The following is a 13852-nucleotide window of genomic DNA, read 5'->3' as shown; positions in this document are numbered from 1 at the left end:
TGCCTTTCTTCATATTTCTGTCATATAAGTCAGAAAAGCCCCAAAAACGCAAAAGCCGGCCCCAAGGGCCGGCTTTTGCCTCAAGCGTTACAAGCTAGGGAAAGCAAACTGCGACGCTTCATGGCTGGCCCGTTGCGGCCAACGCTGGGTAATCGCCTTGCGACGGGTATAGAAACGCACGCCATCCGGCCCATACGCATGCAAGTCACCAAACAGCGAGCGCTTCCAGCCACCAAAGCTGTGATACGCCACCGGCACCGGCAACGGAACGTTAACCCCGACCATGCCCACTTCAATCTCGTCACAGAACAAACGCGCCGCTTCACCATCACGGGTGAAGATACACGTACCGTTGCCGTACTCGTGGTCGTTGATCAGTTGCATCGCCGCTTCCAAGCTATCGACCCGCACCACGCACAGCACTGGCCCAAAGATCTCTTCTTTGTAGATACGCATCTCAGGCGTCACATGATCAAACAGGCTGCCCCCCAGGAAGAACCCCTCTTCGTGACCGGCAACGCTCAGACCGCGACCATCAACCACCAACTTGGCACCCGAAGAAACTCCGTCTTCTATATAGCCACTGACCTTATCCCGCGCCTGCCCCGTCACCAACGGCCCCATATCCAGGCCGCAGGAGGTGCCCGCACCGATCTTCAGCGCCTTGACCTGCGGCACCAACTTGGCGATCAACGCATCCGCGACCTGGTCGCCCACGCACACGGCCACCGAGATTGCCATGCAACGCTCACCGCATGAACCATACGCCGCGCCCATCAACGCGCTGACAGCGTTATCCAGATCCGCATCCGGCATCAATACCGCGTGGTTCTTCGCCCCACCCAGCGCCTGCACGCGTTTACCGCGCTTGGTCGCCTCGGCATAGATGTACTCGGCAATCGGCGTCGAGCCCACAAAACTCAGCGCCTTCACTTCCGGCGCTTCGATCAGCGCATCCACTGCGCCCTTGTCACCGTGCACCACGCTCAGCACACCTTTGGGCAAACCGGCTTCCTGCAACAGTTGTGCGATCAACAGCGTCGAGCTCGGATCACGCTCCGACGGCTTGAGGATAAAACAGTTACCGCAAACAATCGCCAGCGGATACATCCACAACGGCACCATTGCCGGGAAGTTGAACGGAGTAATACCCGCTACCACGCCCAACGGCTGGAAATCCGACCAGGCATCAATATTCGGTCCTACGTTACGGCTGTATTCGCCCTTCAGAATCTCCGGCGCGGAACAGGCGTATTCAACGTTCTCGATGCCACGCTTCAATTCACCGGCAGCATCTTCCAGCGTCTTGCCATGCTCTTCGCTGATCAACTGCGAGATGCGCGCTTCGTTCTGCTCCAGCAATTGCTTGAAACGAAACATCACCTGGGCGCGCTTGGCCGGCGGGGTATTACGCCAGGCCGGGAACGCCGCCTTGGCCGAGTCGATCGCCTGTTGAATGGTTTCACGACTGGCCAACGGCACCTGGTGGATCACTTGGCCGGTCGACGGGTTGTAGACGTCGGCACTACGACCGCTGTCATTGACCAATTCACCGTTGATCAAATGCTGGATAAGGCTCATGCAGGGCTCCTGAAAAATTGTTCTATATAGAAGGAGAAATCAGTCGATCTTGTTCAGCACTTCACCGACCGCATCGAACAGGCGATCCAGGTCCTGCGGTTTGCTGTTGAAAGTTGGCCCGAACTGCAGGGTGTCACCGCCAAAACGTACGTAGAAACCGGCTTTCCACAAGGCCATGCCGGCCTCGAATGGACGCACGATCGCATCACCGTCACGCGGGGCAATCTGAATCGCACCGGCCAGACCGTAGTTGCGGATGTCGATCACGTTCTTGCTGCCCTTCAACCCGTGCAGCGCATTCTCAAAGTGTGGAGCGACTTCGGCTACGCTCTGCACCAGATTCTCCTTCTGCAGCAGGTCCAAAGCCGCCAGGCCTGCAGCACATGCAACCGGGTGCGCCGAGTACGTATAGCCGTGTGGGAATTCCACCGCATACTCCGGCGTCGCCTGGTTCATGAACGTCTGATAAATCTCGCTGCTGGCAATCACAGCACCCATTGGGATGGCACCGTTGGTGACTTGCTTGGCGATGCACATCAGGTCTGGCGTTACACCAAAGCTGTCGGCGCCAAACATCGAACCAGTACGACCGAAACCGGTGATCACTTCGTCGAACACCAGCAGGATATTGTGCTGATCGCAAATTTCACGCAGACGCTTGAGGTAACCCTGCGGTGGCACCAGTACGCCAGCAGAGCCGGCCATCGGCTCGACAAACACCGCGGCGATGTTCGACGCGTCGTGCAGTTCGATCAGCTTGAGCAACTCATCGGCCAAGGCGATGCCGCCCTGCTCCGGCATGCCACGGGAGAACGCATTGCTCGCCAACAGGGTGTGCGGCAGATGGTCAACATCCATCATCGCCTGACCAAAAATCTTACGGTTGCCGTTCACGCCGCCCAAGCTGGTACCGGCAATGTTCACACCGTGATAACCACGGGCACGGCCGATCATCTTGGTCTTGGTCGACTGCCCCTTCAGGCGCCAATAGGCACGCACCATCTTCACCGCGGTATCGGCGCACTCGGAGCCGGAGTCGGTGAAGAACACGTGGTTCAAGTTACCTGGAGTCAGGTCGGTAATCTTTTCCGCCAACTGGAAGGACAACGGATGACCATATTGGAAGCCCGGCGAGTAGTCCAAAGTCCCCAGTTGCTTGGCCACCGCTTCCTGGATTTCCTTGCGCGTATGCCCGGCGCCGCACGTCCACAAACCCGACAACGAGTCGTAGACCTTGCGCCCCTTGTCATCGATCAACCAGCTACCTTCCGCGCCCACGATCAAACGCGGGTCACGCTGGAAGTTACGGTTGGCGGTGTAAGGCATCCAGTGCGCGTCCAACTTCAGTTGGCTGGCCAGGGACGATGGGGCGTTTTCGGGCATGTTCATCAGCAAAACCTCGCAGGGCAAAAGGCAGCGTCGGGATTGAAAAGCGTTGTTGCAGCTAAATTGCCACGGCGATAAAGTCGGTGAAATCCAACTCTTCTAACCCTCAGTCAGGCCTTTACTAAACTATGAGCAGCCGTCGACCCGATCCCCTCGCCCAAGTCAGCGACTTCGATATACGCTTGTTGCGCATCTTTCGCAGCGTGGTCGAATGCGGCGGCTTCTCGGCAGCGGAAACCGTGCTCGGCATCGGCCGCTCCGCCATCAGCCAGCAAATGAGCGACCTGGAGCAGCGCCTCGGACTGCGACTCTGCCAGCGCGGCCGCGCCGGTTTCTCCCTGACCGAAGAAGGCCGCGAGGTCTACCAGTCCGCGTTGCAACTGTTGAGCGCCCTGGAAAGCTTCCGCACAGAGGTCAACGGCCTGCACCAGCATCTGCGCGGCGAGTTGATCATTGGCCTCACCGACAACCTCGTCACCCTGCCCCACATGCGCATCACCCACGCCCTGGCGCAGTTGAAGGAACGTGGCCCGGACGTGCAGATCCAGATCCGCATGATCGCCCCCAACGAAGTCGAGCAAGGCGTACTCGACGGCCGCCTGCACGTCGGCGTGGTGCCCCAGGCCAGCGCCCTCTCTGGATTGGAATACCAGCCGCTGTACAGCGAGCGCTCGCTGCTCTACTGCGCAGTCGGCCACCCGCTGTTCTACGCCGACGACAAGCAGTTGGACGACGCACGTATCGATAGCCAGGACGCCATCGCCCCCACTTTCCGCCTGCCCGCCGACATCCAGGCCCACTATCAGGCGCTCAACTGCACCGCCAGCGCCTCGGACCGCGAAGGCATGGCGTTCCTGATCCTCACCGGCCGCTACATCGGCTACCTGCCCGACCATTACGCCAGTTTATGGGTGCAACAAGGCCGACTGCGCGCGCTGAAACCGGCTACACGTTTTTACGATTTGAGCCTGGCATCGGTCACACGCAAGGGGCGTCGCCCTCATTTGGTGCTGGAAAGCTTCCTGGAAAGCCTGGCCGCCACCCGTTAATTCGGGCGCAAGCGAAAAGCTGAGCAGTTGGACAGCTTTTTGCAGGAACCCAAGGACATAGACCTTAAGTTTGCCCGCCATGCCACCAGAATCCTCCAGCAGCAGCGACCTGATCTACGGCCTCAACGACCGCCCGAAACCCGCCCCGGCCCTGCTCGCCGCACTGCAACATGTACTGGCCGCGTTCGTCGGCATCATCACCCCGCCGCTGATCATCGGCTCCACCCTGGGCCTTACCGCGCATTTGCCCTACCTGATCAGCATGGCGTTGATGGTCTCCGGCGTCGGCACCTTCATCCAGGCACGTAGGCCGTATGGCATCGGCGCCGGCATGATTTGCCTGCAGGGCACCAGCTTTGCGTTTCTCGGCGCGGTGTTGTCGGCGGGTTTCCTGGTCAAGCAACGCGGCGGCAGCCCGGAAGACATCATGGCAATGATCTTTGGCGTGTGCTTTTTTGGCGCCGTGGTGCAGATCGTGCTGAGTCGCTTCATCGGTCAACTGCGCCGGGTTATCACACCGTTGGTGACGGGGATTGTCATTACCCTGATCGGCATCAGCCTGATCAAGGTCGGTATTACCGACCTGGGCGGTGGCTTCAATGCCCCCGACTTCGGCGCCCCCATCAATCTGGCACTGGGCGTGTTCGTCGTATTGACGATCATCCTGCTCAACCGCTCGAACACCCCATGGGTGCGCCTCTCGGCCATCATCATCGGCCTGGCGCTGGGCAGCCTCGCGGCCTGGTTCAGCGGCAAGCTGGTGCCCCAAACCTTGCCCGACCTGCCCCTGGTCAGCCTGCCGATCCCATTCCGCTACGGTTTCAACTTCGACTGGAGCGCTTTCCTGCCCATCGCGCTGATTTATCTGATCAGCAGCATCGAAACCGTCGGCGACCTCACCGCCAACTGCATGATCGCGCGCCAGCCCATCAGCGGCCCTTCTTATATAAGCCGACTCAAGGGCGGCGTACTCGGTGACGGCGTCAGCTGCATGATCGCCGCCACCTTCAGCGCCTTCCCCAACACCACGTTTGCCCAGAACAACGGCGTGATCCAACTCACCGGCGTGGCCAGCCGTTACGTCGGCTTATACATCGGCGTGCTGTTGTTTTGCCTCGGCCTGTTTCCGTTGATTGGCGCGGTACTCCAGCAAATCCCCAAACCGGTGTTGGGCGGCGCAACCCTGGTGATGTTCGGCAGCGTGGCCGCCGCCGGGGTGCGCATCCTCGCCCAGGCGCCATTGGATCGGCGCAGCATGTTGATCATCGCCACCTCGTTCGGCGTCGGCCTGGGCATCGCCGCACAACCGAACCTGCTGCACCTGATGCCGACGCTGGTGCAGAGCCTGTTCGACTCGGCGATCACCAGCGGCGGCTTGACCGCCATCGTGCTATGCCTGCTATTACCGGAAGCCAAGGCCACCGGGAATGCCGCAAACCACGCGTCGGAAAGCGACACGGTGGAATCGCTCTGACGGTTTTATTGCATCAGGACTTGTCTGAGGCTTGAGGGTGGGTTATCTGTGCACACGTCGTCTCTATCGATCTGCACGGAAACCTCCATGAGCCTCGAAGTTCCTGCCCACAGCAACCCCACCGGAAAACCCGCCAGCCGCATTCGGCAAAAGAACGAACAAGCGATTCTCCAGGCTGCTGAAGACGAATTCGCGCGCCATGGCTACAAAGGCACCAGCATGAACACCATTGCTGCCAGTGCCGGGCTGCCCAAGGCCAACTTGCACTACTACTTCACCAACAAGCTGGGCCTCTATATTGCGGTGCTCAGCAATATCCTCGAACTGTGGGACAGCACCTTCAACACGCTGACCGCCGAGGACGACCCCGGGGTAGCCCTGGCTCGCTACATCCGCACCAAGATGGAGTTTTCGCGACGCCAGCCCCAGGCCTCGCGGATCTTCGCCATGGAGATCATCAGTGGCGGCGAATGCCTCACCGAATATTTCAGCCAGGACTACCGCGCCTGGTTCAGTGGCCGGGCCGCCGTGTTCCAAGCCTGGATCGATGCGGGCAAGATGGACCCTGTCGACCCCGTACACCTGATCTTCCTGCTGTGGGGCAGCACCCAACACTATGCCGACTTCGCCACCCAGATCTGCCGCGTCACCGGTCGCACCAAGCTGACCAAGCAGGATATGGAAGACGCCGGCACCAACCTGATCCACATCATTCTCAAGGGCTGCGGCGTCAAGCCGGCCCTATAAACGAAGCGACTTATGCCTTTCACGCTCACCGGCCTTTGCGAGTTTCACGAAGAAATCCGCAAAAGCCGCTTTATCACCCTCGCCGCCCCGATCACCAGCCCGCAGGACGCACAGGCGTTTTTCGCGCAACACAGCGACTTGAACGCCACGCACAACTGCTGGGCCTGGAAATTGGCTGATCAATACCGCAGCAACGACGATGGCGAACCCGGCGGCACCGCCGGGCGGCCGATCCTGGCGGCCATCGAGGCGCAAGGTTTCGATCAAGTCGCGGTGCTGGTGATCCGCTGGTACGGCGGCATCCAGCTCGGTACCGGCGGCCTCGCCCGTGCTTATGGCGGCGGTGCGAACAAATGCCTGCAGAACGCCGAGCGCATCGAACTGATCAGCCGCGTCCCGCTGAGTTGCGCTTGCAGCTTCTCCGAGTTGAACCTGGTGAAACTGCGTGTCGCCGACCTGGGCGGGCTGGTGGTGGAAGAAACCTTCACTGCCAACGGCGTCGAACTACAACTCGCTGTCGGCCAAGCGCATATCGACACCCTGCAAATTCAACTCGCCGACCTCAGCCGCGGGCGTATCCTGCTACAACGCTGAACTCCCTGAACCGCGACTCCAAAGGAAGCTTTTCATGTCTACGCCAAAAACCGCACTGATCATCGGCGCCTCCCGCGGGCTGGGCCTTGGCCTGGTCAAGCAACTGCTCCAGGACGGCTGGGACGTGACCGCCACCGTGCGTGACCCGAGCAAGGCCGACGCCCTCAAAGCGCTCGGCCCGGTGCAGATCGAGAAACTCGACATGGACGATCAGCAAGCCGTGATCGCCCTGAGCCAGCGCCTCAAGGCGCGCACCTTTGACCTGCTGTTCGTCAACGCCGGCGTCAAAGGCCCGGCCAACCAGGAGCCTGGCCACGCCACCCTGGCGGAAGTCGGCCAACTGTTCTTCACCAATGCCGTGGCACCGATCAACCTGGCCCAGCGCTTAGTCGGGCAGATCCGCAAAGACAGCGGCGTGCTGGCCTTCATGAGTTCGGTGCTGGGCAGCGTGACCATCCCCGACGGCTCCGACCTGGCGCTGTACAAGGCCAGCAAGGCCGCACTCAACTCCATGACCAACAGCTTCGTCACCCAACTGGGCGATCACAAACTCACCGTACTGTCGCTGCACCCAGGCTGGGTGAAGACCGACATGGGCGGCGAAAACGCCCACATCGATGTCGATACCAGCGTGCGTGGCCTGGTGGATCAGGTAAATGCCTACACCGGCAAGGGCGGCCATCACTTCATCGACTACAAAGGCGACACCATCGCCTGGTAACTCCCACCTCAATCTCGTCCACTTTCCTACATGTGGACGAGATCTTTAACTACACGTAATCTAGCCCCTCGCCTTCACCGGCGACCCTGGATCAGCAGACAGGGCAACACTGAGCTGGCAAACCTGAACCCATCATTCAGAGGAGCCGGCCAATGCCTGCGACCCGTATCTGGTTAAAAAACCCCCTCGCGATTTTCACTGCCAACGGCCTCGACGCCCGTGGCGGCCTCGTGCTGCAAGACGGTGTGATCAGCGAAGTGCTGGCCCTGGGCCAAACACCTGCCCAGCCCTGCGCACAAACCTTCGATGCCCGCGAACATGTGATCCTGCCGGGCCTGATCAACACCCACCACCACTTTTATCAAACCCTGACCCGCGCCTGGGCGCCAGTGGTCAACCAGCCATTGTTCCCGTGGCTGAAAACCCTGTACCCGGTCTGGGCACGCCTCACCCCGGAAAAACTCGCCCTAGCCACCAAAGTCGCGCTGGCCGAACTGCTGCTCTCGGGCTGCACCACGGCGGCCGACCACCACTACCTGTTCCCCGACGGCCTGGAAAACGCCATCGACGTGCAAGTGCAGAGCGTGCGCGAACTGGGCATGCGCGCCATGCTCACCCGCGGTTCCATGAGCCTGGGCGAAGCCGATGGCGGCCTGCCACCGCAACAAACCGTGCAACAAGGCCAGGTGATCCTCGACGACAGCCAGCGCCTGATCCGCGCATACCACGAGCGTGACGAAGGCGCGCAGGTCCAGATCGCCCTGGCGCCGTGCTCGCCGTTCTCCGTCACGCCAGAAATCATGCGCGCCAGCGCCGAATTGGCTGACAGTCTCGACGTACGCCTACACACACACTTGGCGGAAACCCTCGACGAAGAAGATTTTTGCCTACAGCGCTTCGGCCTGCGCACCGTGGACTACCTCGACAGCGTCGGCTGGCTTGGCCCGCGCACCTGGCTGGCCCACGGCATTCACTTCAACCCGGATGAAATCGAACGCCTCGGCGCGGCCGGCACCGGCATCTGCCATTGCCCAAGCTCGAATATGCGTTTGGCCTCGGGCATCTGCCCGACCCTCGACCTGCTCGCCGCTGGCGCGCCCATCGGTCTTGGCGTGGACGGTTCAGCCTCCAACGATGCGTCAAACATGATCCTTGAAGCGCGCCAGGCCCTGTACATCCAGCGCTTGCGCTACGGCGCGGAAAAGATCACCCCCGAAGGCGTGCTGGGCTGGGCGACCAAAGGTTCTGCGCAGTTGCTGGGGCGCACGGATATTGGTGAATTGGCTGTGGGAAAACAGGCCGACCTCGCGCTATTCAAACTGGATGAACTGCGCTTCTCCGGTAGTCACGACCCGATCTCGGCACTGCTGTTGTGCGGCGCCGACCGGGCGGACCGGGTGATGGTGGCGGGTAAGTGGCGGGTGATTGATGGCCAAGTGGAAGGCCTGGACTTGAAAGGTTTGATCGCCGATCACAGCCAAGCGGCTCGAGCACTGATCGCCGGAACCTAAGTCATACACAAATCAAAATGTGGGAGCGGCCTTGCCCGCGAAGACGGCGGGTCAGTCAATGCATGTGCTGACTGATACACCGCTTTCGCGGGCAAGCCCGCTCCCACAGCTGATTGGCGGCGGCTATAGACCCAGTAACGACAACATAATGAAGGTCGCAAACAACACAAAATGCGTCATCCCCTCAATGGCATTGGTTTCCCCGTCATTGAGGTTGATCGCACTGACAATCAACGTGATCAACACCATCACCGTCTGCACTGGCGTCATCGCCATCTGGAACGGCTGGCCAGTGTAGAGCGCCATCGCCTCCATCACCGGCACCGTCAGGATCACCGTCGACAACGAGGCCCCCAACGCAATATTGACCACCGACTGCATGCGGTTGGCCAGCGCCGCACGCAACGCCGTCAGAATCTCCGGCGCCGCCGAAATCGCCGCCACCACGATTGCCGTGATCACCGGCGGTGCGCCCGTGCCCTCCAGGCCCAGGTCGAGGGTCTTGGACATCACCTCGGCCAACGCGCCAATCACAATCACGCCAAACACCAACGTACCGATAGAAAACGCCAGATTGATCGAATGCGCTTCTTCCGACGGCTTCTTACCGCGTTTCTCCGGGTAGCTGTAGCTGAAGAAATAACTGTGCGGCCCCACCTGCATGCGCAGGAACAGGGTGTAGAGCACCACCATCGCGCCGATGGTGAATGCCGAGTAAATTTTCCAGTCGGCCTCTGGGATAAATTCCGGCACCACCATCGACACACCCATGGCCGTCAGAATCATCACGCTGTAGCTGCGCGCCGAATCGTCGTTGTAGGACTGTTCACCATGCTTGATGCCGCCCATCAGCGCCGCCAGGCCGAGGATGCCGTTGATGTCGAGCATCACCGCCGAATAAATCGTGTCGCGCACCAAGGTCGGCGAAGGCTCGTTACTCATCATGATCGCCAGGATCACCACTTCCACCAGCACGGCGGCCAGGGTCAGGATCATGGTGCCGTAGGGGTCACCGACTTTTTCCGCGAGCTGCTCGGCGTGATGGGCCACGCGCATCGAGGCGATCACGATGAACACGATCAGCACCACCCCGCCAAGCAGTGCCACGCCCTGCCCGCTGTTGAGCATCCAGTGTTCCAGGGGGTATGCGGCGATGGCGGCAAGCAGCGCCAGCAGCATGAATTTTTCTTGCTTGAGGGATGTGAGCATTCCGGGCCTTATCAAACAGCGAATCAGTCATTGATGGAGTACAGACTACGGCAGGCTGCTAACGTTTCGTTACACCTTAGTTCACGCGGCCCTTGCGCGAATCCAACGAAAACGATCCTGCTGGTCAGGTTTTACCGATTATTTCAGCCATGCCCTGTAGAATGCCGCCATTGCACCTGATGAGAATTTAGAAAATGTACGATTGGCTCAACGCCCTGCCCAAGGCTGAACTGCACCTGCACCTGGAGGGTTCGCTGGAGCCTGAGCTGCTGTTCGCCCTGGCCGAGCGTAACAAGATTGCGCTGCCGTGGAACGATGTCGAAACCTTGCGCAAGGCTTACGCGTTCAACAACCTGCAAGAGTTTCTCGACCTGTACTACAAGGGTGCCGATGTGCTGCGCACCTCCCAGGATTTCTACGACCTGACCTGGGCCTATCTGCTGCGCTGCAAAGCGCAGAACGTGATCCACACCGAACCGTTCTTCGACCCGCAGACCCACACCGACCGTGGCATCCCGTTTGAAGTAGTGCTCAACGGTATCGCCGCTGCACTCAAAGATGGCGAGCAGCAACTGGGCATCACCAGCGGCTTGATCCTCAGTTTCCTGCGCCACCTGAGCGAAGCCGAAGCCGAGAAAACCCTGGACCAGGCCCTGCCATTCCGTGACGCGTTCGTGGCCGTGGGCCTGGACAGCTCGGAAATGGGCCACCCGCCGAGCAAATTCCAGCGCGTGTTCGACCGTGCCCGTCACGAAGGCTTCCTCACCGTGGCCCACGCCGGCGAAGAAGGCCCGCCCGAGTACATCTGGGAAGCCATCGACCTGCTGAAAATCCAGCGCATCGACCATGGTGTACGCGCCATCGAAGACGAGCGTTTGATGCAGCGCATCATCGACGAGCAGATCCCGCTGACCGTGTGCCCGCTGTCCAACACCAAGCTCTGCGTGTTCGATGACATGTCCCAGCACAACATCCTCGACATGCTCGAACGCGGCGTGAAGGTCACCGTGAACTCGGATGACCCGGCGTACTTCGGCGGTTATGTCACCGAGAACTTCCACGCGCTGCACACCGCGCTGGGCATGACCCTGGACCAGGCCAAACGCCTGGCGCAGAACAGCCTGGATGCACGCTTGGTCAAGCCATAACCCGCACTCACTGGATGAGTGCAGGCTAAATGTGGGAGCGGGCTTGCTCGCGAAAGCGGTGGGTCAGTCCATATAGCACTGACTGAAAGACCGCCTTCGCGAGCAAGCCCGCTCCCACATTAGAGGTGTATCGTCGATCAGATTTCGCTCAGCTCTTCCAGCGTCTTGCCCTTCGTCTCCATCCCAAACACCCACACCACCAGCGCCGCCACCGCAAAACACAGCGCGCCCAGGGCAAACACCCCACCCTGCCCGGTCATCGGAAATACCAACCCGGTCACCAACGGCCCCAGCAACGAACCGACCCGGCCGATCGCCGAGGCAAACCCGGACCCGGTCGCACGCGCCGAGGTGGGATAGAGTTCAGGCGTATAGGTGTACAACACCGCCCACATGCCAAACAGAAAGAACTGCATCAACAAGCCCGAGGTGATCAGCAAGCCCACATTGCCGCCAAACACCGCGCTTTGCCCATACACAAACGCCATCACCCCGCCACCGAGCAGCGTCACCACACACACCGGTTTACGTCCCCAGCGCTCCACCAGCCAGGCCGCCATCAGGAAACCGGGAATCCCGCCCAGGGAAATGATCACCGTGTAATACACCGACTGCGTCACCGCAAAACCCGACTGCTGCAACAGCGCACTCAACCACGACGTCAGCCCGTAGAAGCCGAGCAGGGCAAAAAACCACACGCTCCAGATCATCATCGTGCGTTGGCGATACTGCACCGACCACAGTTGCTGGAACGCCGAGAAAAATGTGCCCGGCGTGCTCTCCCCCCGTGGCAAGCGAATCGGCTCCGGCAACTGCGCGCCGCCCAGGGAGTTGCGCACTTTCTGCTCGATGCCCTGCAACACTTTGTCCGCCGCGTCATGCCGTCCGGCCTGTTCCAGCCAGCGCGGCGACTCAGGGATAAAAAACCGGATCGCCAGCACAAACACCGCCGGCACCGCCAACACCAGGAAAATGTCGCGCCAGCCGATCACCGGCAGCAAGAAGTACGACAGCACACCCGCAGCCACAAAACCCAACGGCCAGAAGCCATCCATCAAGGCGATGTAACGCCCGCGCCGCTTGGCTGGAATCAACTCCGACAGCATCGACTGCGCAATGGGAAACTCCATGCCCATGCCGATGCCCAGCAAGATGCGAAACAGCGTCAGCGTCTCTACCGTCTGCGCGGTGGAACACAGGTAACTGGCGATGCCCCATAACACGATGCTCCACTGGAACACCGGCTTGCGCCCGAAGCGGTCGGCGAGCATCCCGGACAACGATGCGCCCACCACCATGCCGAAAAAACTCGAACTGGCCAGCAATCCGGCCTGGGCCGTACTCAGCCCGAACTCGGTTTTGATCGAGCCCAACAGGAAGGTCATCATCGCCAGGTCCATGGAGTCGAAGAAAAACGCCAGGGCGATGATGATGAAAATGACTCGGTGGTAGCCGCTGATGGGCAACCGTTCCAACCGTTCCGCTGCGCTGTAGCCTCTCATACCCATGCCGCACCCCCAGTGTAAAAGTCCTCTCGGCGAGTGTGCGGCATGCTTTTTCCAGATTATTGCTGGATGCGACCTGATTGAAACTCTGAACGACGCCCGTGTGGCCAAGGTTGCCGGGGCATAGGTATCTGCACAACTTTTGGCGACCGCAAACACTATGACAACCGTGTTGTAGTGAGCCCGCTCACTACAGGGATGAGGTTCACGGTTTAGAGATTCTCGGGCGCAGCCAAACGATTGATTTCCACCAGCCCGCTGTCGTTGACCTGCAAGGCGTGTGAGTCTTTGATCAGGCTGACCCAGTTCGATTGCAGAAACAGTTGCAGCAAGCCCGCGCCCAACGCACCGCCCAGATGCGGTTGCTGCTGGCTCCAGTCGAAACAATCACACACCACGGGCAATGCCAGCGCCTGGGTAAAAATCCCCAGGTCTGCCAAATGCCGAGCGCCCTTGAGGGTCACGCCCAGACGCTGCTCATGCCGCGCAATCCAACCGGCCGCCAACATCCGTTGATACAACCCTGCCGCCAGTTCGCCGCCGAGGTGGCCGTGGCACATCCTGGCGTGACGCAGCGGCGATGGCACCACCAACGGCGGCGGTGGCGCACCCGGGCGACTGCGTGCGGCGCTGGCCATGGTGGTACTGGCCAAGGCATCGATGGCCGCACTGACATCCGGTGCCGCCACACGAAACAAGCGCTGGCCACGACGGGTCTCGACCCGCAGCAAGCCGCCACCTGTCAATCGCGCCAAATGCGCAATGGCCGAGGCCGGTGACAGCCCTGCATGCGCCGCCAGATCCTGCGACGACTTGGCCGAGCCGTCCATCAAGGCCCAGAGCATCGCCGTGCGCTTGGGCTCGGCGAGCAAGCTGGCAACTTGACTGATGCAAGGTGCTTCTTCCATGGTTTCACTCCCTGTTAAA

Annotated in this window: 12 protein-coding genes; 7 read left to right on the top strand and 5 right to left on the bottom strand. The window is 60.5% G+C overall.

The features are described 5' to 3' along the window. Positions 1-87 precede the first annotated feature (87 nt). Together LIY36_RS11055 and LIY36_RS11050 are read right to left on the bottom strand one after the other, a co-directional pair. Entirely contained in the window at positions 88-1581 is a 1494-nt protein-coding gene (locus LIY36_RS11055; RefSeq protein WP_192300141.1) for a CoA-acylating methylmalonate-semialdehyde dehydrogenase, read from the bottom strand. A 39-nt stretch (positions 1582-1620) separates the two neighbouring features. Then, a complete protein-coding gene (locus LIY36_RS11050) occupies positions 1621-2970 on the bottom strand; it encodes an aspartate aminotransferase family protein (RefSeq protein WP_192300142.1) in 1350 nt (449 codons plus the stop codon). Between the two features lie 125 nt (positions 2971-3095). Here LIY36_RS11050 and LIY36_RS11045 point away from each other — a divergent pair, with 125 nt between their 5' ends. The 6 genes from LIY36_RS11045 to LIY36_RS11020 all read left to right on the top strand — a co-directional run bounded on the left by LIY36_RS11045 (position 3096) and on the right by LIY36_RS11020 (position 9063). Next, positions 3096-4016, top strand: coding sequence for a LysR family transcriptional regulator (locus LIY36_RS11045; RefSeq protein ID WP_192300143.1), 921 nt, complete (start codon positions 3096-3098; stop codon positions 4014-4016). Between the two features lie 79 nt (positions 4017-4095). Further along, complete coding sequence (locus LIY36_RS11040; protein ID WP_226455703.1) at positions 4096-5490, top strand: uracil-xanthine permease family protein; 1395 nt, start codon at positions 4096-4098, stop codon at positions 5488-5490. Positions 5491-5577: 87 nt separating this feature from the next. Continuing rightward, positions 5578-6237: a TetR/AcrR family transcriptional regulator gene (locus LIY36_RS11035; protein ID WP_226455702.1), complete on the top strand. Its 660-nt coding sequence runs from the start codon at positions 5578-5580 to the stop codon at positions 6235-6237. A gap of 12 nt (positions 6238-6249) precedes the next feature. Next, positions 6250-6831, top strand: a complete 582-nt coding sequence (locus tag LIY36_RS11030) for an IMPACT family protein (protein ID WP_192300146.1) — start codon at positions 6250-6252, stop codon at positions 6829-6831. A gap of 34 nt (positions 6832-6865) precedes the next feature. Then, a complete protein-coding gene (locus LIY36_RS11025; RefSeq protein ID WP_226455701.1) occupies positions 6866-7552 on the top strand; it encodes an SDR family oxidoreductase in 687 nt (228 codons plus the stop codon). A gap of 152 nt (positions 7553-7704) precedes the next feature. Beyond that, positions 7705-9063, top strand: coding sequence for an 8-oxoguanine deaminase (locus LIY36_RS11020; RefSeq protein ID WP_226455700.1), 1359 nt, complete (start codon positions 7705-7707; stop codon positions 9061-9063). Between the two features lie 123 nt (positions 9064-9186). Here the strand turns inward: LIY36_RS11020 and LIY36_RS11015 are convergent, their stop codons facing one another. Continuing rightward, the gene (locus LIY36_RS11015) at positions 9187-10272 is read right to left on the bottom strand and encodes a calcium:proton antiporter (protein WP_192300149.1); all 1086 of its coding nucleotides are present in this window, start codon (positions 10270-10272) and stop codon (positions 9187-9189) included. Between the two features lie 194 nt (positions 10273-10466). On the opposite strand from LIY36_RS11015, the gene LIY36_RS11010 reads away from it, so the two are divergent. Next, the gene (locus tag LIY36_RS11010; protein WP_226455699.1) at positions 10467-11420 is read left to right on the top strand and encodes an adenosine deaminase; all 954 of its coding nucleotides are present in this window, start codon (positions 10467-10469) and stop codon (positions 11418-11420) included. A 137-nt stretch (positions 11421-11557) separates the two neighbouring features. Here LIY36_RS11010 and LIY36_RS11005 read toward each other — a convergent pair whose 3' ends face one another. Both LIY36_RS11005 and LIY36_RS11000 read right to left on the bottom strand, forming a co-directional pair. Beyond that, positions 11558-12928: an MFS transporter gene (locus LIY36_RS11005; protein WP_192300151.1), complete on the bottom strand. Its 1371-nt coding sequence runs from the start codon at positions 12926-12928 to the stop codon at positions 11558-11560. Positions 12929-13137: 209 nt separating this feature from the next. Then, complete coding sequence (locus LIY36_RS11000) at positions 13138-13833, bottom strand: ArsR/SmtB family transcription factor (protein WP_226455698.1); 696 nt, start codon at positions 13831-13833, stop codon at positions 13138-13140. Positions 13834-13852: the final 19 nt, after the last annotated feature.

This window comes from Pseudomonas sp. AF03-9, from assembly GCF_020515815.1.
Taxonomy (GTDB): domain Bacteria; phylum Pseudomonadota; class Gammaproteobacteria; order Pseudomonadales; family Pseudomonadaceae; genus Aquipseudomonas.
This window is presented reverse-complemented; position numbering and strand designations above follow the sequence as displayed.

Bases quoted from the DNA above. Each gene is read 5' to 3' on its own strand.
- LIY36_RS11055 (WP_192300141.1), bottom strand. From the start codon at position 1,581: ATGAGCCTTATCCAGCATTTGATCAACGGTGAATTGGTCAATGACAGC.
- LIY36_RS11050 (WP_192300142.1), bottom strand. From the start codon at position 2,970: ATGAACATGCCCGAAAACGCCCCATCGTCCCTGGCCAGCCAACTGAAG.
- LIY36_RS11045 (WP_192300143.1), top strand. From the start codon at position 3,096: ATGAGCAGCCGTCGACCCGATCCCCTCGCCCAAGTCAGCGACTTCGAT.
- LIY36_RS11040 (WP_226455703.1), top strand. From the start codon at position 4,096: ATGCCACCAGAATCCTCCAGCAGCAGCGACCTGATCTACGGCCTCAAC.
- LIY36_RS11035 (WP_226455702.1), top strand. From the start codon at position 5,578: ATGAGCCTCGAAGTTCCTGCCCACAGCAACCCCACCGGAAAACCCGCC.
- LIY36_RS11030 (WP_192300146.1), top strand. From the start codon at position 6,250: ATGCCTTTCACGCTCACCGGCCTTTGCGAGTTTCACGAAGAAATCCGC.
- LIY36_RS11025 (WP_226455701.1), top strand. From the start codon at position 6,866: ATGTCTACGCCAAAAACCGCACTGATCATCGGCGCCTCCCGCGGGCTG.
- LIY36_RS11020 (WP_226455700.1), top strand. From the start codon at position 7,705: ATGCCTGCGACCCGTATCTGGTTAAAAAACCCCCTCGCGATTTTCACT.
- LIY36_RS11015 (WP_192300149.1), bottom strand. From the start codon at position 10,272: ATGCTCACATCCCTCAAGCAAGAAAAATTCATGCTGCTGGCGCTGCTT.
- LIY36_RS11010 (WP_226455699.1), top strand. From the start codon at position 10,467: ATGTACGATTGGCTCAACGCCCTGCCCAAGGCTGAACTGCACCTGCAC.
- LIY36_RS11005 (WP_192300151.1), bottom strand. From the start codon at position 12,928: ATGGGTATGAGAGGCTACAGCGCAGCGGAACGGTTGGAACGGTTGCCC.
- LIY36_RS11000 (WP_226455698.1), bottom strand. From the start codon at position 13,833: ATGGAAGAAGCACCTTGCATCAGTCAAGTTGCCAGCTTGCTCGCCGAG.